This is a genomic window from Cohnella abietis (assembly GCF_004295585.1).
In the GTDB taxonomy this organism is placed as follows: domain Bacteria; phylum Bacillota; class Bacilli; order Paenibacillales; family Paenibacillaceae; genus Cohnella; species Cohnella abietis.
The window spans coordinates 3,485,991-3,507,968 of sequence record NZ_AP019400.1; the positions used below are offsets into that span (position 1 = coordinate 3,485,991).

Here is a 21,978-nt window from a genome sequence, read left to right on the forward strand (position 1 = left end):
AAAGGAAGTCCATCATGCAGGGCAACATACAGTTAGAGTTTGAAGAGCAATGGGAGCAATGGGCGGACGAAGCGGAGCAGCTGGTTTCACCGCAGTTTAGAATTATGGATAAAATAGTCGAGAAGAACCAATGGAAGGTTATCCAAGCCTTTCAGAAGCATAAGGTGAGTGATTATCATTTTGCCGCTTCTACGGGCTATGGTTACAATGATCGTGGACGTGAAGTGTTGGATTTGGTTTATGCAGATGTGTTCGGTGCTGAAGCCGCAATCGTCAGGCCTCATTTGGTTTCGGGTACACATACGATCTCCGCGGCGCTATTCGGGGTGTTGCGTCCAGGTGACGAGCTGTTGTTCGTAACGGGACGCCCATACGATACTCTCCATAAGGTCATTGGCAAACCAGGGGATGGCTTGGGCTCGTTAGCCGATTGGGGCGTTACGACCAAGATTGTTCCCTTGTTAGCGGATGGAAGTGTCGACTGGGAAGGTGTGTCAGCGGCAGTAACAGAACGAACAAAGGTGTTTGCCATTCAGCGCTCTAGGGGCTATGACTGGAGACCTTCCTTCACTGTTGAGCAAATCGGGGCGATGGTTCCTCGGTTAAAGGCTTTGCGTGAGGATGGAATCATATTCGTAGATAATTGCTACGGTGAGTTCACTGAGGTTCTGGAGCCTACGCAAGTAGGAGTCGATCTCATTGCGGGCTCATTGATAAAAAATCCCGGTGGAGGAATAGCCACTAGTGGTGGTTATATTGCAGGAAAAGAGCGGCTAGTGGAGCTGGCGGCTTATAGAATGACTGCCCCAGGTATTGGTGGTGAGGTCGGTGCCATGTTAGGTACAACCCGTTCCATATACCAAGGATTATTTCTTGCCCCATTATTAGTAGGACAAGCGGTTAAGGGAAGTATATTCGCATCGGCGGTATTCGCAAACCGAGGATTTGAAACACATCCGCGCTGGGATGATCAAAGAACGGATTTGATCCAAGCGATTCGTTTTCCATCAGCCGATCCGCTGATCCATTTCGTTCAATCCGTACAGAAGGCTGCAGCCGTTGACTCACATGTCGTACCTGAGCCTTGGGATATGCCCGGTTATGAGCATCCTGTAATTATGGCGGCGGGGACCTTCATTCAAGGTGGCAGTTTAGAGCTGTCGGCCGATGCGCCAGTGCGTGAGCCTTATATTGCTTACATGCAGGGGGGGCTAACTTACGCTCATGTGAAGTTTGCCGTCAAGCAAGCGCTACAGGAGTTCAAAACGCGTGGGTATCTATAGGCTATGTTGTCTGAAACCTCACACATAAACCTTACATGTCTTGACATGTTTTTGTAGCAAGGTTACAATGAAAGTGATTTCAATCACAACACAGTTAGCTGGAAGGTTGGTATGACATGGGCGACGAGATTCGCAGGAATATGGCGTTGTTTCCGATTGGCATCGTAATGAAGCTGACCGACCTGACCGCCCGCCAGATTCGTTATTATGAACAGCATGAACTCATTCAACCAGCGCGTACAGACGGTAATCAACGCTTGTTTTCATTTAATGATGTTGAACGTTTAATGGAAATTAAAGCTTTGATTGAGAAGGGCGTCAATATTGCCGGGATCAAGCAAGTGATGAATCCGGTAGGGCAAGATGAGAACGACGGAACAATTATTAACGAAATGTCTGAGGTTAAGAGACGTGAGATGACCGACACTCAGCTTCATCGGATGCTTAAACAGGAGCTTATGACGGGTAAACGTCCAGGACAGGTTTCTTTGATTCAAGGTGAGCTTTCTCGGTTCTTCAAGCACAAATAAGATCATAACGAAGCATTCTAGGAGGCTGTCATGACCTACACTCGTGAAGATATTACGCGCATTGCTAAAGAACAGAACGTTAGGTTCATCCGACTGCAATTTACGGATTTGCTTGGTTCGATTAAAAACGTAGAAATCCCGTTCAGCCAATTGCAAAAAGCGCTGGATAACAAAATGATGTTTGATGGATCATCAATTGAGGGTTATGTTCGGATTGAAGAGTCCGATATGTATTTATATCCAGATCTTAGCACTTGGGTCATCTTTCCATGGGTGACTGAAAATAAGGTTGCTCGCCTCATTTGTGATATTTATATGCCGGATGGGACGCCTTTCGCTGGCGATCCACGTGGAATCTTGAAGCGTACTCTTCAAGAGGCTGAAGATATGGGATATTCAACGATGAATGTTGGTCCTGAACCGGAGTTTTTCTTGTTTCAAACCGATGACAAGGGCAATCCGACTATGGAGCTTAACGATCAAGGTGGATATTTCGATCTTGCCCCTACGGATTTAGGTGAGAACTGTCGCCGTGATATCGTGCTTATGCTCGAAGAGATGGGCTTTGAGATCGAAGCCTCTCACCATGAGGTTGCACCGGGACAGCATGAGATAGACTTCAAATACGCTCCGGCAATTAAAGCGGCCGATCAAATTCAGACATTTAAGCTCGTCGTGAAGACGATTGCTCGTCAGCATGGGCTGCATGCAACATTTATGCCTAAGCCTTTGTTCGGGATGAATGGCTCTGGTATGCATTGCCATCAATCATTGTTCCGTGGAAACGAAAATGCATTCTACGATGCTAATGATAAGCTTGGCTTGAGCAATGAAGCTCGCCATTATATGGCTGGAGTACTTAAGCATGCTCGTGGTATTGCTGCAATTACTAATCCTACGGTCAATTCGTACAAACGTCTTGTTCCTGGATATGAAGCGCCTTGTTATGTAGCTTGGTCCGCGAGTAACCGTAGCCCGATGATTCGGATTCCGGCATCCCGTGGCTTGAGTACTCGTATCGAGGTTCGTAATCCAGATCCTGCAGCTAATCCATACTTGGCGCTTGCTGTTATGCTGAAAGCAGGCTTGGATGGTATTGCGAATAAGCTACCAATTCCAGCTCCAGTAGATCGCAATATCTACGTAATGAGCGAGGAAGAGCGTCTAGAAGCTGGAATTCCTAGCTTGCCGATTAACATTAAGGAAGCTCTAACGGAGTTGCTTCGTGATGACATCATCTGCGACGTGCTTGGCGATCATGCACTAAGCCATTTCTACGAGCTTAAGGAAATCGAGTGGGATATGTATCGAACACAAGTCCATCAATGGGAACGTGATCAGTACCTTACGATGTACTAAAAGCTAATAGGGGCTGTTCAAAGGTGAAAACTTTTGAGCAGCCTTGTATATTTTAAATCGATTGTAGTTTTTGCGGGGATGTATCTCCCTACGGGTGCTGTTGAAATCGTGAAATCTGAATGGGTAAACTCTTAAATAGGAGATTTCACGATTTCAAAGGCAAGCGCTTCGCTCCTACAGGAGATACATCCCCTCTTTTTCTCATCGATTAAGGGTAGTGACAATACAAAGAATAATCTATCGTATCCTATCGCCCTCCCACCGAATTTCACAACTTCCGCTAATTCCGCTGCAATCCGCAACCCACTTCAATTCGCATACCGATTACGACCTCGCTTACCTCGCTTACGGCATTTCCAATCCCGCTACAATCCGCATACCGAATAAGATCTCGCTTACGGGATCTCGCAACCCAATACAATTCGTATGCCGATTTCAATCTCGCTTATATCACCTCGCAGTCAACTACAATCCGCTTACCGATTATCATCTCGCCTACGGCATCTCGCAACCAACTACAATCCGGATACCGATTACGACCTATCCTGAGGCATAGCACATGCAAGAGGGATGTGTTTCCTAGCTAACGAATCGTATCGTGCTTATTAGCAATAAATTGCCTACTTATTTTTTCTTACGAACTCCAGTGGCGCTATTGAGTGAAATATAGGAGGAATGGTGCTACTTTACTTGATATAGGATGTGTGGAGTTCGCTAAAATATAAAACCATTAGATTTTGATCAAATAAGAGTTACTGAGTTCGTAAGCCATAAGTCACGCAAGCCAAGCATATGAAAGGCAATCCATTTCTGAATAATCTCCGACATAAACGTTGAAAGCCGTGAAAGGACGGTGTTCAGCTTTATGCTTGTGAAAATACAATGAAGACATTATTAAGGGGGTTAATTGTTTGACAAGGGGTAAGGATAGTAGCTTAAACGGGCAGCTAAATTGCAACATAATTTGATGTGAATTCGTTTTATTTGGTAAAGAACCTATAAAACAAGAGATGAGAAAGAAAAATAGAAATGGTTGTTATGACACATACACTCGTCCAAATAAATTGGATTAATGAAAATAAGGGAGCGATTCATCAATGAGAAAGAGGTTACTGTGTATAATTTTATTATTAGTAGTAACGATATTATCTGGGTGCAGAGCCACCGAAAACCAGGAACTTACCGAAAATGCTGAAATCGCAAAATTATATATTGAAAAGGAAGGTTACATAGTTTTGTCGTATGAAAGTAATGTTTCAACATACGTTCTAACAAAAGATATGGTCAAAACTTTACCTTATTCAATGTACTGGACTCTCCCTGGAAACGACCCTAAACCGGCATATGGCAAAACTGTATCCGTGGAAAAGTTTATCGTAAAAAATCACCCATTGGATAACTACAAAAGTGGTAACGCTAAGTCCAAAGGTAAGACTGAAGTTTATGTACATTTAGCGAATGGTGAAGTCGTTGCTGGAACATCTTTTCCAGTTATGAATGAACAACTATCAGGGGGTTACTGGAATATTAATGGAAAGACAAACTAAATGAAAAAATGACTTTCTAATTAAGCAGAAAAACGAATCCAAGGATTTAGTCCACATACATAAAAAGCGTACGCTTTGCATATGAAGAAGGTTACCTCACAACGAACCCCTAGAGAGGATCGATGTAGACATGAAGAAACCAATTTCGAGATCCAAGCTACGACTTATGTTCGGGAAAACTTATTATACTTGGCGAAGATATGCTAGATGGTTGGTTGATGGTATTCCATTCGCGCGAACGTTCTCACAAGACCCACTTGCACATATTGTATTTCATCATGAAACACCAACGCTTCGGAAGCTAAAGGACGTGGATATGTGGCTCCAATATAACAAAGAAATCAATCTGGCGCTTGCGATTAAGCGTCTAAATGGGCTCCTCCTTGCGCCGGGTGAAACGATGTCATACTGGAAGCTTATCGGCAAAACAACAGCGCGTAAAGGTTATGTCCCGGGCATGTTGTTGTTTTATGGCGGCTTCAAGCCAGGGATAGGCGGAGGTCTTTGCCAGCTTTCGAACCTGATTTATTGGATGACGTTGCACACACCGCTAGCAGTCATGGAACGTCATCGGCATAGTTACGATGCATTTCCGGATACAAACCGAACACAACCTTTTGGTAGTGGGGCGACTTGTGCTTATAATTATTTGGATCTTATGATTTCGAATCCAACTACTACGCTTTATCAGCTTCGTCTTGAGTTGAAAGATCATGTTCTGCGAGGGGAGTGGCGTGCAGTTGAGAAATCATTATATACCTACGAAATCTATGAGAAGAAGCATCGCATCGAGCAGCAGTATTGGGGAGGTTACGTTAGGCGCAACGTACTTCATCGAAGCGTCTTCAACCAGGCGGGCGAGTTGATTGATGATGAATTTATTACCGAGAATAATGCACTCATGATGTATTCACCCTTATTATCTGAAACGGCAAAGGATGGCTAACCTTATATTACGAACGAGAAATGAGCTCATTAAAAATGCAGACGTTCGTTTTTAGGAGTGTTTGAGGTAGCATCGTTAATTAGAAGTTAGGAAGAACGACGAACAGGAACACAATTAGGACAACAATACTGCTAATCCTACTCATGAGTAAGTAGGCATCACTGGGTTCAGAATCTCCTTTAACCATCCAGCCATATCTTAAGTACCAGCCGAATGCAGGAAAGAAAATATTAAGTAGCGCCATGGCTATGAACAGGAAAGCGAAGATAATCATAATAATCAGCTCCTTGTTTAGTTATACGAGGAATGTAGGGAATAGTTTCCAATTAAAAACAGGCAACCCATCCAGACGAATGTCTGAGGGGGTTGCCTGTTTAGTTATAATGGCTTGTTTACAGGAAAGAACGAATGAGGCCGATGACTTTGCCAAGAATGCTGACATTAGGAAGCCGAATAGGTTCCATGCTTGCGTTCTCAGGCTGGAGACGAATATGGTCTCTTTCCTTATAGAAGGTCTTAACAGTTGCTTCGTTATCGTCCGTCATAGCTACTACGATATCGCCGTTGGTTGCAGTAGGCTGCTGACGAACGATTACATAGTCACCATTATGGATACCAGCATCAATCATACTGTCTCCCATAACGGATAGCATGAATACCGGCTGATCGCCTACCATGCTAATGGGAAGGGGGTAATATTCTTCGATGTTTTCCGTAGCTGTAATAGGCAAGCCCGCTGTTACTTTACCCAGTAAGGGGATAGGTCTAACAGAGGACGAGAATCTATAGTCAGAATCATCGTCATCCCCAAGAATCTCGATTGCACGAGGCTTGGTAGGATCCCGGCGGATTAAACCCTTCTTCTCTAGACGGTCTAAATGACCGTGTACGGTTGAGCTGGATGCTAAGCCTACGGCTTCTCCAATTTCACGGACGGAAGGGGGATACCCCTTGTCACGAACTTCGTTCTTGATGAATTCTAGTATAGAATTCTGGCGACTGGACATCTTGGACACGCCAAGCCCTCCCTATGTATCAGTTTTCATTATGACAAATTATAGCACAGAACTCGAGTTCGCACAAACATTCGTTCTACAGAACAAATGTTCCTAAAATAGTTGACTAGCACATATGTTCGTGTTACGATGTTACCAGAACAAATGTTTGGGGTGAACTTAATGGTGCATTTATGGGTAACGTCCAGCTCAGCTCCACTTTCTTCAATACATAATAATGATGCTTCTTTTAAGTCTGGACGGTTTTCTTCGCATAAGGGGACTCTCGTTATGCGTAATTGGAAATGGGCAAGAAGCTTGTTCTTTTTGTTCGCTTTTGTCGTGCTTTTCAGCGGCTTTGCACGTGTACATACTTCTGCCTCTTCTAGTGCAATCGTGCCTGCTACTCAGGAGGAGCTAGTGATTGTCATAGACAGCGGCGATACGCTCTGGGGGTTAGCTAATACCTATAAGAAGAATACATTGGATACCCGGGAAGCGATCCATCAGATATTAAAGCGTAATCGATTAGCCACTTCTGATTTAACGATAGGACAGACAGTCATTATTCCAGCTACAATTGTTTCCTAAACCCCTACAGGGTACGATTATTCCCGACCGGCTATTTCCGGTCTTTTTTTGTTGTCCACCTTTCTTGACAACCTATCTGCGGAAATGGCAAAGTATAGAGATGGCAAGAAAAAGCGGCTACAGTACCCACTGGGTGCTCATGGTGCTTTGAGTAGATGAGTTAGAAAAGAATAATGCATTTTTACTTGCTGTATCGTTAAAGAAAGGGAGTGTAAATGTCATGGAAAAATTGATTAACAGAATTAATGAATTATCCCGTAAAAATAAAACCGAGGGCTTGAACGAGAGTGAGTTAGCTGAACGCGAACAGCTCCGTCGTCAATATATTGATATCTTCAAGCAGAACTTCCGCCAGGAATTGGACCGCATTGAGGTCGTGGAAGACGAGCCAACAATTAAACACTGAGGCCGCTGGGAGAAGGTACAATGAATAATTAACACATGAAGCATCATGATGATAACGTGCTTCTACATCTATGTAGCGAGATACGTTAAAAACAAGGAGGAAGTTTATGTCCCGCTCATGGGAACGAATGGTCGAGAAAAATTCAAAGCAAATTAACAAACGCCGTAAAAAGGATGGCAAGAAAGGAATCAGTCCTAACGCGCCGCAAATAGACCGTTTTAGAGGTCGTAATTATATCGTTCCGATATTATTGCTCATGCTTATTCTGCTTTATATCACTATGGCTCAGCCATGGTCTAGTAACTTTATGCAGGATCAGACGCTATTCTGGGTGACGATAGGCTGTTATATCGTATTGGCCATTTTCTACTATTTACGTCGTCCTTATTTGTCGGTTAGTCGTGATACGCTGGAAACTCGGAAGTTTACCGGCTACAAAACATTGCGACCAACGGAAATACGCAAAATTACGGTTCAACCGGGTTATATTATCGTTGAATCCGTTAAGGGAGCTAACTGGGTATTTTCACGTTTAATGAATCGCTATCCGTTGGGTCTTATGAGTGAAAGATTAAAAGCATATTCAGAGCTGCACCATGTTGAGTGGGAAGTAAAAGCCAAGTGAGGAGAAGGCATAATGTCAGTCAAGGCTGTACTATTTGATTTAGATGATACGTTATTATGGGATGACCGTAGCGTAAGCGAGGCTTTCAAGGACACTTGTCGTTTCGCTGCAGAGGCAACTGGAGTTAATGAAGAGGAGCTTGAGGCTTCTGTTCGTCGCGAAGCAAGAGCGATCTATGAAACATACGAAACCTTCGGCTTTACTCAGATGATTGGTATTAACCCATTTGAGGCTTTGTGGGGAAAATTCGAACGTGGCGAGCACCCGATGTTTCGCAAGCTCCAGCAGCTGGCTCCTGAGTATCGGGTACATGCATGGACCCAAGGGCTTGCCGCACTAGGTGTTAATAATCCCGGCCTAGGACAACAGCTCGCTGACATATTCCCGGCTAAACGTCGTAGCTTGAAGTATGTCTATGAAGAAACGTTTGCCGTATTGGACGAGCTTAAAGAATCTTACAAGCTACTGCTTCTTACGAACGGTTCTCCAGATTTGCAACAAGAGAAGCTTGACGGAATGCCGGATCTCATTCCTTATTTCGATTCTATTGTCATATCTGGTAGCTTCGGTGAGGGCAAGCCTTCTACTAAGCTGTTCGCTCATGCGTTGGAACAAATTGGTGTTACGGCCGACGAGTGTATTATGGTAGGGGACAAGCTCACGACAGACATTCTTGGCGCTAATCGTGCAGGAATAATCTCAGTATGGATTAACCGTCACAATGCTGTTCGCAACGACGATATTATTCCTTCTTACGAGATAACTAGTCTTTCCGAGCTTTCCGACCTCGTTCATAAATTAAATAGCTAAATGATAACTGACATAACAAAAATACAGCCAATATCCATTAGGATGCGGGCTGTATTTTTCTATAAAACGCTCATTAGTATGGCGAATACGGATAGGTGCCTTCGATAATCCCTTTTTCCCAATACGAATTATTGCCTTTGTTATAGCCCTATTTCATTAACCTGTAGACTATGCATCTTTTCGTCTGTTTAGGATTCTGTTAGTATAGAGTTTAATGATTTGACAGACAGGGGAAGAGAACTGACTATGACTTTAACGCATACTAAACCGTCTCTGCAAGAGGCACTAAAGAATAGAATATTAATCCTTGATGGTGCGATGGGCACGATGATTCAACAGGCTGATCTAACTGCGGATGATTTCGGCAGCGATGACATGGACGGCTGTAATGAAATTCTCGTACTGACACGTCCAGATGTCATTCAAAATATACACGAAGCTTATTTAGAAGCAGGCGCGGATATTATTGAAACGAATACCTTCGGAGCAACAGCTGTAGTGCTTTTAGAGTACGACATTCCTGAGAAGGCTAGAGAAATCAATCTGGCTGCTGCTAAGCTGGCCAGAGATGCTTGTGATAAATACTCTACACCTGATAGACCACGATTCGTAGCAGGCGCCTTAGGACCGACTACGAAGACGCTATCTGTTACCGGTGGAGTTACTTTCGATCAACTGATTAAAGATTATGAGGAGCAGGTACTTGCACTCATGGAAGGCGATGTCGACTGCATCCTCATTGAGACATGCCAAGATACGTTAAACGTAAAAGCAGCCAGCATCGGTACACGCCAAGCATTTACGACTATGGGCTACGAGCTTCCTATTATGATCAGCGGTACGATTGAGCCAATGGGTACTACGCTAGCTGGTCAAAGCATCGAATCCTTCTACATTTCATTAGAGCATCTTAAACCAGTATCTATGGGTCTTAACTGCGCAACTGGACCTGAATTCATGCGTGACCATATTCGGACACTGTCTGGATTAGCGAATACTGCAGTTAGCTGTTATCCGAATGCCGGTCTTCCAGATGAGAACGGACATTATCATGAGTCTCCAGAATCGCTTGCAAAGAAGCTTAAGGGCTTTGCAGAGCAAGGATGGCTGAACATCGCTGGAGGATGCTGTGGTACGACACCAGCCCATATTGCGGCGATGGCGGATGCGATGAAAGATATTGCCCCGAGGAAAATGGAGGGTGATCATCCAGCAGCGGTATCCGGTATTGATACGGTTTATATTGAAGAGGATAATCGCCCCATTATGATTGGGGAAAGAACAAATATATCCGGTTCCCGTAAATTCAAGCGTCTTATTCAAGAAGGTAAATTTGATGAAGCCTCCGAAATTGCCCGTTTACAAGTAAAGGGTGGAGCGCACGTCGTTGATATTAATCTTCAGGATACAGATATTGATGAGGAATATGCCGTCAACCAATTTCTACCTATGGTCACGAAAAAAATCAAAGTGCCGATTATGCTCGATTCCACCTACGACCATATTATTGAGCTAGGTCTTAAATATTCTCAGGGTAAAGCGATAATTAACTCCATTAACCTTGAGGATGGAGAAGTGAAGTTCGAGAAAATTCTTCCCCTTATTCATCGATATGGCGCAGCGGTCGTATGTATTCTAATCGATGAGCGCGGACAGGCAGTTACACGAGAAGCTAAGATGGAAGTTGCTACTCGATCCTATGAGCTACTCGTTAATAAGTACGGGATGAATCCTGAGGACATCATTTTTGACCCGAATATGTTCCCTGTTGGTTCTGGTGACCCGCAATATATCGGTTCGGCTGTTGAGACGATTGAAGGCATTCGGATGATTAAGGAAAAATATCCAAAAGCCAAAACGATACTCGGACTTAGTAATATCTCATTCGGCTTGCCAGATGCAGGTCGGGAAGTTCTGAACTCGGTTTATCTGTATCACAGCACGAAGGCTGGTCTAGATTACGCCATTGTGAACACAGAGAAGCTTGAGCGGTACGCTTCTATTCCAGAGGAAGAGCGCCGTCTGGCAGAAGAGTTAATTTACAATACGAACGATGAAACTCTGGCAGCGTTCGTTGCTGCATTCCGGAACAAGAAGGCCCAGAAGAAGGAGAAGATCTCTAATCTCACTCTTGAAGAGCGTCTAGCTGGTTACGTTGTTGAAGGCACGAAGGAAGGCCTAAGCATCGATCTGGACGCAGCGATGGGCAAGTATGCACCGCTTGAAATTATTAACGGTCCACTCATGGCTGGGATGGAAGAGGTCGGCCGTTTGTTCAATAACAATGAGCTGATCGTCGCAGAGGTGCTGCAAAGCGCAGAGGTTATGAAAGCTTCTGTTGCTCAGCTTGAGCCTCACATGGAGAAAAATGAGTCTGCCGTTAAAGGCAAAATCCTTCTAGCTACTGTTAAGGGCGACGTTCATGATATCGGTAAAAATCTGGTGGAGATCATTCTATCGAATAACGGCTACAAAATAATAAATCTAGGCATTAAAGTACCACCAGATCAAATCATCGAAGCTGCTCGTAAAGAAAGTCCTGACGCCATTGGGCTATCTGGCTTGCTCGTTAAATCGGCACAGCAGATGGTTATTACAGCACAAGATTTACGTACAGCGGGCATAGATGCACCGATTCTCGTTGGTGGGGCTGCACTGACACGTAAATTTACGAAAAACAGAATTGCACCTGAGTACGATGGTATCGTGTTGTATGCGAAGGATGCTATGGATGGATTGGATATCGCGAACAAGCTGAGCGATCCAGGTCATCGTGCACGTATTATTGAAGAGCATTGGGCAGCGCAAGCTGCACTGGCGGAGGAAGCGGCTAAACCGAAGCCAGAGCTCCCTGAGCTAACCCGGGCGCGTAAATCAAACATCTCTCAAGATGCGCAATTGTTCACACCACCGGATTACAATCGCCATGTATTGCGGGATTACCCGATGACGCATGTGCTTCCTTACGTCAATCTACAGATGCTGCTTGGACACCATCTTGGTCTTAAAGGCAATGTTGAGGAGCTTATCGCTTCCGGAGACGAGAGGACAATCAATCTTAAAGCAACGGTTGATGATATTATGAGGCAGTCACAGTCTGAAGGCTGGTTGAACCCACAAGCGATGTACAGGTTTTTCCCTGCTCAGTCTGATGGCAATGACATCCTTATCTATGATCCGGATAATCTCTCTCAAGTGTTGAAGCGATTCTCCTTCCCGCGTCAGCAAGTGGAGCCGTTCCTCTGCCTCGCGGATTTCCTTAAGTCTGTTGAGAGCGGCGTAATGGACAGTGTAGGCTTCCTTGTAGTTACTGCTGGTCAAGGTGCTCGAGAGCAGGGCGAGAAGTGGAAGGAAAGTGGAGATTATCTTCGTTCCCATGCTTTGTTAGCGACCGCGTTAGAAGTAGCTGAAGGGCTAGCCGAACGTGTGCATCAAATTATGAGAGATAGCTGGGGCTTCCCAGATCCTGCGGACATGACCATGAAGAGACGGTTTGGCGCACGTTATCAGGGAATACGGGTGTCATTCGGCTACCCTGCATGTCCCGATCTAGAGGATCAAGGACCGTTGTTCGAGCTCATGAAGCCAGAGGATATCGGCATTCATTTGACGGAAGGCTTCATGATGGAGCCAGAGGCATCGGTATCCGCAATGGTGTTCGCTCATCCAGAGGCGCAATACTTTAACGTGGAGAAGGTTTAAAATAGAAAAATTCCCGAATGAACAGACCGTAAAGGTTTGTCCACTCGGGAATTTTTAATTATTCGTTGGAATTTGACTCGGACTCATCTGCTATCTCGTTCTCAAAGCTAGAAATAGCATTGCGCCGACCTTCATTTTTCTTCGCGAGTGTTTGAGCTTCTTGAGGATTAAGCTCTTCGGAATGCTCGTCCAGATAGTGCTCAGATTCCTCAAGATTTTCTATTGTATTTTGTTTAGCATCTTGTAGCTTTGCCGCGTTATCTGAGCGGTCATCCGGGTTTGCCATTTAAGATCTCTCCTTATGTTAAGCTAACGGGTTTTTCCCATCGAATAGTATGTATATTTCAGTGGGCTACTATTCGGAGTGGATCAGGAAATATATTTTCCGTTTTGTTTACTTTCCCGGGAAAGCGCAGGAGGCGACACGAAATGTCGCAATGGGAGTCATCCGTACGAATAGAGGGGCTTCTTCACCGGACAATACCATCAAAATGTCGAACAACTGATTGAAGCTCCCGTTGCCGTGCGAACATGTATTCTGTACAATGTAAGTATTATGAATTTAGGAGAATGGCCATGAATCCGTGGACGGAAAAAACGGAGTCGGTGGAGGAGTGGCTCGGGCTGCTGCGAAGCCGACCTGAGCTGATGGAAAATGTGACGTACTGGCATACGACGCCGGCTCGTCCTGCACGTACAATTGAGCTTCCAGAGAATATACACCCTAAGCTGGCCCATGCACTTAGCCAGAAGGGGATTACCCAACTATATACGCACCAAGCGTCATCTTTTACCGCCGTTGCTGGTGGTAATCATGTAGTAACTGTCACTCCTACGGCATCGGGTAAGACACTTTGCTATAACCTGCCTGTAATTCAGCGGTTATTAGAGGACGATAGCGCCAGGGCGCTCTATTTGTTCCCTACGAAGGCGCTAGCTCAGGATCAGGTAGCTGAGCTGCAGGAGCTTGCCAACTTGATGGAAGTCGATATTAAGACGCACACGTATGATGGGGACACGCCGCCAACGGTAAGGCAGGCTATTCGTAATGCAGGTCATATCGTGGTCACGAACCCGGACATGCTGCATTCGGCGATATTGCCGCATCATACAAAATGGGTTAAGCTGTTTGAAAATATCAAGTATATTATTATTGATGAATTACACGCCTATCGCGGAGTATTCGGAAGCCATGTTGCCAACGTCATTCGTAGGCTGAAGAGGATATGTCGGTTCTACGGTAGTGAGCCGCAGTTTCTATGTGCATCTGCGACAATTCGCAATCCGCAGGAGCATGCGGAACGGCTAATAGGCGAAAACGTTACGCTCGTTGACGACAATGGAGCCCCTTCAGGGGAGAAGCATATGGTTTTCTACAATCCACCTGTTGTTAATAAGCAGCTTGGTATCCGTCGCAGCAGTGTGCTTGAATCCCAGAAGCTTGCTGCTATGCTGCTGAAGAGTGGCATTCAGACGATCGTATTCGCAAGAAGTCGAGTAAGAGTGGAAATACTGCTAACCTATCTGCAAGAAAATATTAAGAATGAGCTTGGAACGAAATCCATCCGCGGATATCGGGGAGGTTATTTACCTAAGCTCCGCCGGGAAATTGAACGAGGCTTGCGCAGTGGTGAAATTCGCGGCGTAGTGAGTACGAACGCTCTTGAATTGGGAATAGATATCGGGCAGCTGCAAGCTTGTGTGTTAAATGGTTATCCAGGAACGATTGCTAGTACTTGGCAGCAATCAGGACGAGCAGGCCGTAGGCAGGGCAGCTCCGTTACCTTCCTTGTAGCTAGCAGTAACCCACTTGATCAGTATTTGATTCAGAATCCAGATTACTTCTTAGGGCGTCCTCCTGAGGAGGCACGAATTCATCCAGATAATTTGCTTATTCTGCTCGATCATTTGAAATGCGCCGCCTATGAGCTTCCTTTCGAAGAGGGAGATACGTTCGGCGGGGAGAAGCTGACCGATCTGCTTGAGTTTCTAGCAGAGGAGAAGGTGCTGCATAGAGTGGGGAGCAGGTGGTACTGGATGGAGCAGGCGTTCCCCGCTCATGGCATTTCCTTGAGATCGGCTGCACAGGAAAACTTCATCATCATCGATCAAACAGCTGGTCATCGCGTTATTGGTGAGGTGGATCGGTTCGGTGCGCCTACGTTAATTCACGAAGAAGCGATATATCTTCATGAAGGGGTACAATATCAAGTAGAGAAGCTGGATTATCCGGAGAAAAAAGCATACGTGCGTGAAGTTAATGTTGATTATTTCACAGATGCGAGCTTGGCGGTTGAGCTTAAGGTACTCCACGTTGATCTGGAATCGAATATCGGACCGCTACAGCGACAATACGGAGAAGTTACGGTTATGGCTAAACCAACTATTTTCAAGAAGATCCGCTTGAGAACCCATGAGAACATAGGCTCCGGTCCCATCCACCTGCCCGAAGAAATTTTACACACTAGTGGTTACTGGTTCTCTTTCTCCGAAGAGGAGTCAGGCAAGAGAAGTGCTAACGATATGCAGATGGCATTGCTTGGATTAGCGAATGTCCTTATACATCTAGCGCCGCTCCACCTAATGTGCGATCCTATGGACATTCGAGTAGTTCCTCAGGTTAAGGCTTTGCACACGAAGAGACCGACGATCTACTTCTATGATCGTTATCCCGGTGGAATAGGACTTAGCCAGCGCTTGTACGAGAAGCATGAGGAGCTGTTGGAGGAAGCGCAACGACTTATCCATGGCTGTGGCTGCTTGAGCGGCTGTCCGGCTTGTGTAGGGCCGATTGAAGAGGTCGGATTGCTTGGTAAGGATTTAGCACTGTCACTACTACAGGGGCTGAGGGCAAGCGAATGAGCGGGCTTAGAGAGAGGTTAGGGCGGCTTCGTACGGAGTCAAAGGAAGCTTCCAAGGAGCAAGCTTCACCAGAATCGGCTGTTCAGGCTGAAGAGGACGGCTTAGCGGATGGATTTCGTCAGATCGGAGTTGAGCTGCAGAGCAACGAACAGGGTCAGTTTCTTCTACGTCGGGTTGTGTACCCTTTGCCGTATTATCATGGGCGCCATGAATTATCCGATCTCATATCTAATGCTCCATATTTGCATGCTGTAGCTGTAAAACAAAATAATGAACAAAGCGAGCCCATTGAAGTCCACAAGCTGCTATTCTTGGATACGGAAACGACGGGTCTCGGTGTGGGAACGGGTAATGTTCCGTTTATGATCGGCTTCGGCTATTATACCGAGCAAGCTTTCGTAGTTGAGCAGACGCTGATTCGCCATCCAGGTGAGGAGAAGGCGATGCTAACGTATTTGCTCGGTCATATGAAGGATAAGAGTCACTTGGTTACCTACAACGGCAGAACCTTTGACTGGCCGGTGCTTGTCAATCGATTCATTCTTAACGGATGGCGAAGAAGCGGACCTGAGCCGGGCCATCTCGATTTTCTTCATCCTTCGCGGGCGCTTTGGCGTAATACGCTTCCCTCGTGTAAGCTCAGCATGGTAGAGGAAGCTCGGCTAGGCATTCACAGAGGTCACGATGTGCCCGGCTCGCTTGCTCCCGCTCTTTATTTTCAATATCTAAGTGATGGAAACCCTACTCACTTGCATGGGGTATATACTCATAATGAGCAGGATGTCCTTACATTAGCTTCCCTAGCCGTTCATTTCGGGTTATTGTTAAGCGGGACGACTAGTGTCGATGAACAATCGGAGCTACCTGAAGGTGAGGAGCTATTTCGAACGGCATGCTGGTTAGAGAAGCATGGGGCGACGACTCCTGCTGAGCATTTGTTTGCTCTTCTGGGCAAGATGGATGAGCTGGGCGATAGCACTGGCTGGAGCTTAGCGTTAGCAGCGAGATACAAGAAGGCTGGTCAGTATGAGCAGGCATTGCCACTGTGGAGAAGAGCAGCTGAGAAAGCGGAAGACTCCTTACTCCCTAAGCTGGATGCGCATGTTGAGCTAGCTATGTATTACGAGCATCGAAATAAACAATTGTTAACGGCCTTAACCTTTGCGGAAAAGGCTTTAGAATTAGGTCACCGTCGAGCTCGCTTAATAAGTGATGCAGCGAAGCGTAAAGAAGAGAAGGAAGCTTTATTGCACCGGGTCGCAAGGCTGAGAGACAAAGTATCGCGCGAAAGGGTGTAAGTCAGCTTGAATTTCATACTTAATCGGCTCAAGGAGCATCCAGTACCACAAGCGTTATTGTTTGATCTTGATGGTACGTTATATCGTGGTAATGAAAGAATACCGGGAGCAGATCAATTAATATCCGGTCTTCTACATAGAGAAATACCTATCCTGTATGTTACGAATAATTCTACACGTGCTCCTATTGAGGTGGCTGAGCATTTAAGGTTGATGGGTATTCCAGCAGAAGAAGATGCAATCGTCACCTCTGCGATGGCAGCAGCCTATTATGTAACGAAGCTATATCCCGGTGCCGATACTTATGTTATAGGAGAGCATGGGTTGCGAGAGGCTCTTACACATGCAGGCCTTTATCTCATTGATGAGAAGCAGACTGATCGGAATGCTACCATCGTGGTTCAGGGGCTCGATCGTCAATTGCATTATAGTCAGCTGACGGCAGCGGTTAAGCATCTGTTGAATGGCGCTGTCTTCATCCAAACTAATCCCGACCGTCTTCTTCCGACAGATGGAGGATTTCTCCCGGGAGCGGGAAGTCTTGGCGCAGTCTTACAAGCGGCGACAGGTGTAGATCCTGTCGTCATTGGAAAGCCTTCTAACATTCTCATGGATTACTCTCTGGAGCTATCCGGAACGTCATCGGAGCAAACGTGGGTAATTGGAGATAATCCCTATACCGATTTGGCAGCGGCCAAGAATGTAGGCTGTCCTTCAATACTTGTCTTGACAGGGCTCTGCACGAAGGAAAACTGGCAGGAGCATTGTGCTGCTGCAGGCGTATCGCCGGATGCTGTATGCGAAGGACCGGAGCAATTAGAGTCTTTACTTAACGATTTATTGATCTAGATCACAATAGTCAAGTATGAGCAGAAGGGAAGAAAGCAAATGCCGGAATTACCGGAAATGGAGCATTATCGTTCGCAGTTATCCCCACTACTATGTGGTCAGAGGATAAGTGGTGTAGCTGTAAATCGTCCTGCAACGATTAATGAGGATGTTGAAGTGTTCAAGGATGCCTTAATTGGTCGTATTATTCTATTCGTTGAGCGGAGAGGGAAGCATCTATTGTTCCATCTTGATGATGGTCATCGTCTACACCTTCATCTTATGCTTGGCGGATGGCTTGCATATGGTGAGCAGGGTCCTAAGAAGGATAGTCATTTTCAAGTTATATTAACTTTCGCAGATGGTAATTCGCTGTACTTTGGCGGCTTGCGTCTTGGATATCTTCACCGTATTACGGCTAAGGTCGCTATCGAGCAGATGAAGGAGCTTGGTCCAGATCCATTCGATTCGCGTCTAACGTTAGAGGCGTTCAGGAAACGAGTAGCAGGGAAAAAAGGTAAATTAAAAACAACACTTGCCGACCAACGCTTTCTTGCCGGAATCGGAAACTGCTACAGCGACGAAATTTGCTTCGATGCGCAAATACATCCTGCTGCCGCAGTAAGCAGCTTAGATGATACATCTGTAGAGCGTATTTACCATTCCATACGTAAAGTGCTTACAGAGGCAACTCAAGCAGGCGGTTACATGGAGCATCCGCTAACTCCGGACGATACAGTAACTGGTGGATTTAATGAGCAATGCAAGGTCTATGACCGTAAAGGCGAGCCATGCTTCGTTTGCGGCACAGAAATCAAGTTTGAAACGTTAACAGGACGTAAAATGTTCTATTGCCCAACTTGTCAGAAGGAAGACTAGATAGATGACAAGGGTCGGCAGCCATGTGAGCACCAGATTCGGATTTCGCAAAGCCGCAGAGCATGCGGTAGCTATAGGTGGCAACGCCTTTCAGTATTTTCCGAAAAACCCCCGCACGCTAGAGCCTAAGAGCTTCAACAAAGATGATGCAGAGAAATGCGCCGTATGGTGCAGAGCCAACGATGTTCTTTCCATCGCGCATGGTCCTTATGTTGTTAACCCTGCTTCAGAAGGGGAGCCAGCTCAGAGGATGGCGTTATGCACGCTTAATGATTTGGCTATTGCTGAAGCCTGTGGCTCCCTTGGAGTTGTTGTCCATTTTGGTAATTATAAGGGTAAAGACCTGTTACAGGGCTATCGAAATATAATACAATGGATAAATAGTGTTACTTCGCTCTGGAACGGGAATGCGCTTATTCTTCTTGAGAATCAGGCGGGGGATCACGGTAATATGGGAATGACACCTGAGGAGCTTATGCAAATCCGGTCCATGCTGCTAGCACCCAAGAAGGTTGGATTTTGTTTGGATACTTGTCATTTGTTCGCAAGCGGGCAGTGGCAGACGGGTAAGTGGCAGGAGTTCGTGGAACGTACTAGACAGCTTGGCTTCTGGGAGCATGTAAAAGCCATTCACTTAAACGATGCTCGTTATCCATCTGGCTCGCGTAAGGATCGCCATGCGGCGATTGCCGAAGGCTGGATTGGCAAGGAAGGCTTCCAAGAGCTATTGTTAACCCCGGAGCTTAGCCAAATTCCTATGATATTGGAAACGCCAGCTGGCGAAGACGGGACTCATCGGGACCAGATCAAGCTGGTTCGTACTCTCGGCAAGGAGGATTAATTATGATAAATGTTTATTTAGATGACATTAGGTCATGTCCGCAGGGATTTGTTGTGGCTCGATCAGCAGAGGCTTGCTCGTTATTGCTGGCAGAAATGGATGTCAATCTACTTTCACTCGATTTCGAGTTAGGCTTGGGTGAGCCTAATGGAATGGCAGTCGTTCGTTCGATGATTGTGAGTGGAAAGTACCCGAAGCAAATATTCGTTCATTCCTCTAGCCACATGGGGAGAGCGCAGATGGTCCATGAATTAAGAGCGGCTAATCCGGTAGGTGTCATCATTCATGATGGACCTATGCCTGCGAGTGTATTAGAGGAAGCCGCTGCTGGGAAAAGCCATAATGCGTGAGTGGAAGCCTACTAATTGGAAAAAAGAGTGGACATTTACTTCTGCTCCATTTGCATTATTCATCCACACACCGTTATGCGGCACCTGCCAGGCTGCGCGTCGTATGTTAAGTGTTGCAACAGAAATCGTTCCAGAGATAAGTATGATGTCAGCGAACATTAATATAATGCCCGATCTGGCACAGCAATTTCAGATTGAAAGCGTGCCTTGTCTTTTAATAAAAAGCAAGGATGGTACATCAAGTAAACAATATCGTTTCCCTTCCGTTACGGAATTGGTGGAGCGTCTAAGGATTGAGAGGGATAGGTAATGATACATTTACAAGGCTTAACATTTCGTCGTGGAGAGCGTGAAATACTCCGTGGTGTTGATCTCAAGATAAATCCGGGAGAGCATTGGACATTACTAGGACGCAATGGCTGTGGAAAGTCCACTATATTGGAAATGATAACGGGTTATTTATTCCCGACATCAGGCACGATCGACGTGTTAGGAAACCGGTACGGTCAAGTGGACGTAAGGGAAATGCGTAAGAGAATCGGGTATATTAGTCCTTCCTTAATCGAAAAAATGACGCTGCGCGACCCTGTATGGGAAATCGTTGCTAGCGGAGCATTTGCTTATTTGCGCTTTTATGAGGAAGTTGAAGACGAGGTACGCGAACGAGCTTACATAGAGCTTGAACGGGTTGGCTTGCGCTCATTGGCTGAGCAGCCCTTCAGCACATTATCACAAGGGGAACGCAAGAAAGTATTGCTAGCCCGGACTATGATGGCATCTCCAGAGCTTATTATTCTAGACGAGCCTTGTGCCGGACTTGATTTATACGAACGTGAGAAGTTTCTTTATGCCCTTAATGAGCTATCTACAAGGAAATTATCTATTCTATACGTAACTCATCACATTGAAGAGATTGTTCCTTTCTTTACGCATGTGGCTCTCATGGCACAAGGTAAGCTCGTTGCTTCCGGTCTTAAGAGAGACGTTCTAACAACTGATAAGCTAGATGAAGCTTATGATTTACCGCTAGATATCAAGTGGAGAGACGACCGCCCGTGGATTGAAGTCGGCAAGGTGAATTTGTAATGATAACTTATGTCAGTACTGCGAATCCAGGATTTGCACCTTATGCGATGGAAGAGCTGAGAAGGCGTATAAAGGGTACGAAGGTATCCGGTTTAGCGCCAGGGGAAACCTTCTCTTTCACGACTGGGGACAATGATCCGGAGCAGGTTCTTAAAGACCTTCGCAGGAATGAACCCATTTTTCTCCGTCACATCTTTCCGATAGAGGCAGAGAAGGATGTTATGAACAGCCCTGATAAGACGGCTGAAGTTTTGAAGGAGTACGCTGCTTCCTTAGGCGAACGAGTGAAAGGGCGTAAAGTAGCTATTCAAGTTCGTAAGGAGCAGAGCAGTCCTTTTCCTTATTCGTCGGCAGAGGGACGGGATATTATTATCCCTGTCATTGAAGAGCTCGGCGGGGAATCCGTCGCGCGTGATGCGGATTGGATCGTATCTATTTATGCCTCGAAAAAAATGATTTATATGGGCTGCTCATTGCCGAGTGACAATTTATCTGACTGGCCAGGAGGAGCAGTCCGCTTCCGGAAGGACGAGGGAGTAATATCCCGTGCAGCGTTTAAGCTGCTTGAGGCCGAGCGGGCGTTTAATTTGCCGTTGGATCAATTCTCTTATGCGCTAGATTTAGGGGCAGCTCCTGGTGGATGGACCTCCGTGCTACTGGAGAGAGGTCTGAAGGTAACGGCAGTGGATCCAGCAGAGATGGATCCCTCGCTAGAATTGCATCCGAGGTTGAGACATATGCGTCGTAATGCCGCTGACATCTCTTTTGCACCAGGATCATTCGATCTGCTTGTGTGCGATATGAGCTGGGATCCGCATCATACTTGTCGCATCGTTTCAGAGCTGGCTCCCGTGTTATCTGCTGGAGGCTCTGGCATTATTACGCTTAAGCTGATGCATCGTAAACCATTCCAGAGTATTCAGGATTTAATGGAGGATTACGGACAGGTTTTTGATATTCGCAAAGTGAAGCAGTTGTTTCATAATCGCGAAGAAGTTACAATGTGGGTGAAACGTAAATAATAATGATAAGACCGTGAC

At 45.8% G+C, this 21,978-nt stretch carries 23 protein-coding genes; 20 read left to right on the plus strand and 3 right to left on the minus strand.

Annotated features, from left to right (window positions below; translation table 11 throughout):
- Positions 1-14: 14 nt before the first annotated feature.
- The 5 genes from KCTCHS21_RS14990 (at position 15) to KCTCHS21_RS15010 (ending at position 5,665) form a co-directional block, all read left to right on the plus strand.
- On the plus strand, positions 15-1,283 hold the full coding sequence (locus KCTCHS21_RS14990; protein ID WP_130609683.1) for a methionine gamma-lyase family protein: 1,269 nt from the start codon (positions 15-17) through the stop codon (positions 1,281-1,283).
- A 116-nt stretch (positions 1,284-1,399) separates the two neighbouring features.
- Positions 1,400-1,813: a MerR family transcriptional regulator gene (locus KCTCHS21_RS14995; protein ID WP_130609685.1), complete on the plus strand. Its 414-nt coding sequence runs from the start codon at positions 1,400-1,402 to the stop codon at positions 1,811-1,813.
- Between the two features lie 30 nt (positions 1,814-1,843).
- The gene (gene glnA, locus KCTCHS21_RS15000; protein ID WP_130609687.1) at positions 1,844-3,172 is read left to right on the plus strand and encodes a type I glutamate--ammonia ligase; all 1,329 of its coding nucleotides are present in this window, start codon (positions 1,844-1,846) and stop codon (positions 3,170-3,172) included.
- A 1,097-nt stretch (positions 3,173-4,269) separates the two neighbouring features.
- Positions 4,270-4,719: a hypothetical protein gene (locus tag KCTCHS21_RS15005; RefSeq protein ID WP_130609689.1), complete on the plus strand. Its 450-nt coding sequence runs from the start codon at positions 4,270-4,272 to the stop codon at positions 4,717-4,719.
- Positions 4,720-4,837: 118 nt separating this feature from the next.
- Positions 4,838-5,665 (plus strand): VanW family protein, encoded by an 828-nt coding sequence (locus tag KCTCHS21_RS15010; protein ID WP_130609692.1) that lies wholly within the window; start codon positions 4,838-4,840, stop codon positions 5,663-5,665.
- Positions 5,666-5,744: 79 nt separating this feature from the next.
- Here the strand turns inward: KCTCHS21_RS15010 and KCTCHS21_RS15015 are convergent, their stop codons facing one another.
- Positions 5,745-5,939: a DUF6199 family natural product biosynthesis protein gene (locus KCTCHS21_RS15015; protein ID WP_130609694.1), complete on the minus strand. Its 195-nt coding sequence runs from the start codon at positions 5,937-5,939 to the stop codon at positions 5,745-5,747.
- Positions 5,940-6,057: 118 nt separating this feature from the next.
- Positions 6,058-6,681, minus strand: coding sequence for a transcriptional repressor LexA (gene lexA / locus KCTCHS21_RS15020; RefSeq protein ID WP_130609697.1), 624 nt, complete (start codon positions 6,679-6,681; stop codon positions 6,058-6,060).
- Positions 6,682-6,951: 270 nt separating this feature from the next.
- Between lexA and KCTCHS21_RS15025 the strand changes: the two genes are divergently transcribed.
- The 5 genes from KCTCHS21_RS15025 to metH all read left to right on the plus strand — a co-directional run bounded on the left by KCTCHS21_RS15025 (position 6,952) and on the right by metH (position 12,794).
- Positions 6,952-7,251 (plus strand): LysM peptidoglycan-binding domain-containing protein, encoded by a 300-nt coding sequence (locus KCTCHS21_RS15025; protein WP_157994052.1) that lies wholly within the window; start codon positions 6,952-6,954, stop codon positions 7,249-7,251.
- A 220-nt stretch (positions 7,252-7,471) separates the two neighbouring features.
- Entirely contained in the window at positions 7,472-7,657 is a 186-nt protein-coding gene (locus KCTCHS21_RS15030) for a DUF896 domain-containing protein (RefSeq protein ID WP_130609703.1), read from the plus strand.
- A gap of 106 nt (positions 7,658-7,763) precedes the next feature.
- The gene (locus tag KCTCHS21_RS15035; RefSeq protein WP_130609706.1) at positions 7,764-8,282 is read left to right on the plus strand and encodes a hypothetical protein; all 519 of its coding nucleotides are present in this window, start codon (positions 7,764-7,766) and stop codon (positions 8,280-8,282) included.
- 12 nt (positions 8,283-8,294) lie between these two features.
- Entirely contained in the window at positions 8,295-9,092 is a 798-nt protein-coding gene (locus KCTCHS21_RS15040) for an HAD family hydrolase (protein WP_130609709.1), read from the plus strand.
- 246 nt (positions 9,093-9,338) lie between these two features.
- Complete coding sequence (metH, locus tag KCTCHS21_RS15045; RefSeq protein ID WP_130609712.1) at positions 9,339-12,794, plus strand: methionine synthase; 3,456 nt, start codon at positions 9,339-9,341, stop codon at positions 12,792-12,794.
- Positions 12,795-12,852: 58 nt separating this feature from the next.
- Here the strand turns inward: metH and tlp are convergent, their stop codons facing one another.
- Complete coding sequence (gene tlp / locus KCTCHS21_RS15050; RefSeq protein WP_130609715.1) at positions 12,853-13,080, minus strand: small acid-soluble spore protein Tlp; 228 nt, start codon at positions 13,078-13,080, stop codon at positions 12,853-12,855.
- A gap of 49 nt (positions 13,081-13,129) precedes the next feature.
- On the opposite strand from tlp, the gene KCTCHS21_RS31145 reads away from it, so the two are divergent.
- From KCTCHS21_RS31145 to KCTCHS21_RS15095, 10 genes are all read left to right on the plus strand, one after another.
- The gene (locus tag KCTCHS21_RS31145) at positions 13,130-13,300 is read left to right on the plus strand and encodes a hypothetical protein (protein ID WP_162309333.1); all 171 of its coding nucleotides are present in this window, start codon (positions 13,130-13,132) and stop codon (positions 13,298-13,300) included.
- A 70-nt stretch (positions 13,301-13,370) separates the two neighbouring features.
- Positions 13,371-15,656 carry a DEAD/DEAH box helicase gene (locus KCTCHS21_RS15055; protein ID WP_130609718.1) on the plus strand — a complete coding sequence of 762 codons (2,286 nt, stop codon included), beginning with the start codon at positions 13,371-13,373 and terminating at the stop codon, positions 15,654-15,656.
- Positions 15,653-16,954, plus strand: a complete 1,302-nt coding sequence (locus tag KCTCHS21_RS15060) for a ribonuclease H-like domain-containing protein (RefSeq protein ID WP_130609722.1) — start codon at positions 15,653-15,655, stop codon at positions 16,952-16,954. The genes KCTCHS21_RS15055 and KCTCHS21_RS15060 overlap by 4 nt, the downstream gene beginning before the upstream one ends.
- Positions 16,955-16,960: 6 nt before the next feature.
- Positions 16,961-17,803, plus strand: a complete 843-nt coding sequence (locus tag KCTCHS21_RS15065) for an HAD-IIA family hydrolase (RefSeq protein ID WP_232058201.1) — start codon at positions 16,961-16,963, stop codon at positions 17,801-17,803.
- A gap of 39 nt (positions 17,804-17,842) precedes the next feature.
- Complete coding sequence (gene mutM, locus KCTCHS21_RS15070) at positions 17,843-18,661, plus strand: bifunctional DNA-formamidopyrimidine glycosylase/DNA-(apurinic or apyrimidinic site) lyase (protein ID WP_130609725.1); 819 nt, start codon at positions 17,843-17,845, stop codon at positions 18,659-18,661.
- Positions 18,662-18,665: 4 nt separating this feature from the next.
- Positions 18,666-19,502 carry a deoxyribonuclease IV gene (locus KCTCHS21_RS15075; RefSeq protein WP_130609728.1) on the plus strand — a complete coding sequence of 279 codons (837 nt, stop codon included), beginning with the start codon at positions 18,666-18,668 and terminating at the stop codon, positions 19,500-19,502.
- A 2-nt stretch (positions 19,503-19,504) separates the two neighbouring features.
- The gene (locus tag KCTCHS21_RS15080; protein ID WP_130609731.1) at positions 19,505-19,852 is read left to right on the plus strand and encodes a cyclic-phosphate processing receiver domain-containing protein; all 348 of its coding nucleotides are present in this window, start codon (positions 19,505-19,507) and stop codon (positions 19,850-19,852) included.
- Positions 19,845-20,162, plus strand: coding sequence for a thioredoxin family protein (locus KCTCHS21_RS15085; RefSeq protein WP_130609734.1), 318 nt, complete (start codon positions 19,845-19,847; stop codon positions 20,160-20,162). Before KCTCHS21_RS15080 ends, KCTCHS21_RS15085 begins: the two co-directional genes overlap by 8 nt.
- Positions 20,162-20,938 carry an ABC transporter ATP-binding protein gene (locus KCTCHS21_RS15090; protein WP_130609737.1) on the plus strand — a complete coding sequence of 259 codons (777 nt, stop codon included), beginning with the start codon at positions 20,162-20,164 and terminating at the stop codon, positions 20,936-20,938. Before KCTCHS21_RS15085 ends, KCTCHS21_RS15090 begins: the two co-directional genes overlap by 1 nt.
- Positions 20,938-21,960, plus strand: coding sequence for a 23S rRNA (cytidine(2498)-2'-O)-methyltransferase RlmM (locus tag KCTCHS21_RS15095; protein ID WP_130609740.1), 1,023 nt, complete (start codon positions 20,938-20,940; stop codon positions 21,958-21,960). Before KCTCHS21_RS15090 ends, KCTCHS21_RS15095 begins: the two co-directional genes overlap by 1 nt.
- Positions 21,961-21,978: the final 18 nt, after the last annotated feature.

What these genes read in the sequence shown, in the direction of transcription:
- KCTCHS21_RS14990 (WP_130609683.1), top strand. Translation starts at nt 15, where the DNA reads ATGCAGGGCAACATACAGTTAGAGTTTGAAGAGCAATGGGAGCAATGG.
- KCTCHS21_RS14995 (WP_130609685.1), top strand. Translation starts at nt 1,400, where the DNA reads ATGGGCGACGAGATTCGCAGGAATATGGCGTTGTTTCCGATTGGCATC.
- glnA (WP_130609687.1), top strand. Translation starts at nt 1,844, where the DNA reads ATGACCTACACTCGTGAAGATATTACGCGCATTGCTAAAGAACAGAAC.
- KCTCHS21_RS15005 (WP_130609689.1), top strand. Translation starts at nt 4,270, where the DNA reads ATGAGAAAGAGGTTACTGTGTATAATTTTATTATTAGTAGTAACGATA.
- KCTCHS21_RS15015 (WP_130609694.1), bottom strand. Translation starts at nt 5,939, where the DNA reads ATGATTATCTTCGCTTTCCTGTTCATAGCCATGGCGCTACTTAATATT.
- KCTCHS21_RS15025 (WP_157994052.1), top strand. Translation starts at nt 6,952, where the DNA reads ATGCGTAATTGGAAATGGGCAAGAAGCTTGTTCTTTTTGTTCGCTTTT.
- KCTCHS21_RS15030 (WP_130609703.1), top strand. Translation starts at nt 7,472, where the DNA reads ATGGAAAAATTGATTAACAGAATTAATGAATTATCCCGTAAAAATAAA.
- KCTCHS21_RS15035 (WP_130609706.1), top strand. Translation starts at nt 7,764, where the DNA reads ATGTCCCGCTCATGGGAACGAATGGTCGAGAAAAATTCAAAGCAAATT.
- KCTCHS21_RS15040 (WP_130609709.1), top strand. Translation starts at nt 8,295, where the DNA reads ATGTCAGTCAAGGCTGTACTATTTGATTTAGATGATACGTTATTATGG.
- metH (WP_130609712.1), top strand. Translation starts at nt 9,339, where the DNA reads ATGACTTTAACGCATACTAAACCGTCTCTGCAAGAGGCACTAAAGAAT.
- tlp (WP_130609715.1), bottom strand. Translation starts at nt 13,080, where the DNA reads ATGGCAAACCCGGATGACCGCTCAGATAACGCGGCAAAGCTACAAGAT.
- KCTCHS21_RS31145 (WP_162309333.1), top strand. Translation starts at nt 13,130, where the DNA reads ATGTATATTTCAGTGGGCTACTATTCGGAGTGGATCAGGAAATATATT.
- KCTCHS21_RS15055 (WP_130609718.1), top strand. Translation starts at nt 13,371, where the DNA reads ATGAATCCGTGGACGGAAAAAACGGAGTCGGTGGAGGAGTGGCTCGGG.
- KCTCHS21_RS15060 (WP_130609722.1), top strand. Translation starts at nt 15,653, where the DNA reads ATGAGCGGGCTTAGAGAGAGGTTAGGGCGGCTTCGTACGGAGTCAAAG.
- mutM (WP_130609725.1), top strand. Translation starts at nt 17,843, where the DNA reads ATGCCGGAATTACCGGAAATGGAGCATTATCGTTCGCAGTTATCCCCA.
- KCTCHS21_RS15075 (WP_130609728.1), top strand. Translation starts at nt 18,666, where the DNA reads ATGACAAGGGTCGGCAGCCATGTGAGCACCAGATTCGGATTTCGCAAA.
- KCTCHS21_RS15080 (WP_130609731.1), top strand. Translation starts at nt 19,505, where the DNA reads ATGATAAATGTTTATTTAGATGACATTAGGTCATGTCCGCAGGGATTT.
- KCTCHS21_RS15085 (WP_130609734.1), top strand. Translation starts at nt 19,845, where the DNA reads ATGCGTGAGTGGAAGCCTACTAATTGGAAAAAAGAGTGGACATTTACT.
- KCTCHS21_RS15090 (WP_130609737.1), top strand. Translation starts at nt 20,162, where the DNA reads ATGATACATTTACAAGGCTTAACATTTCGTCGTGGAGAGCGTGAAATA.
- KCTCHS21_RS15095 (WP_130609740.1), top strand. Translation starts at nt 20,938, where the DNA reads ATGATAACTTATGTCAGTACTGCGAATCCAGGATTTGCACCTTATGCG.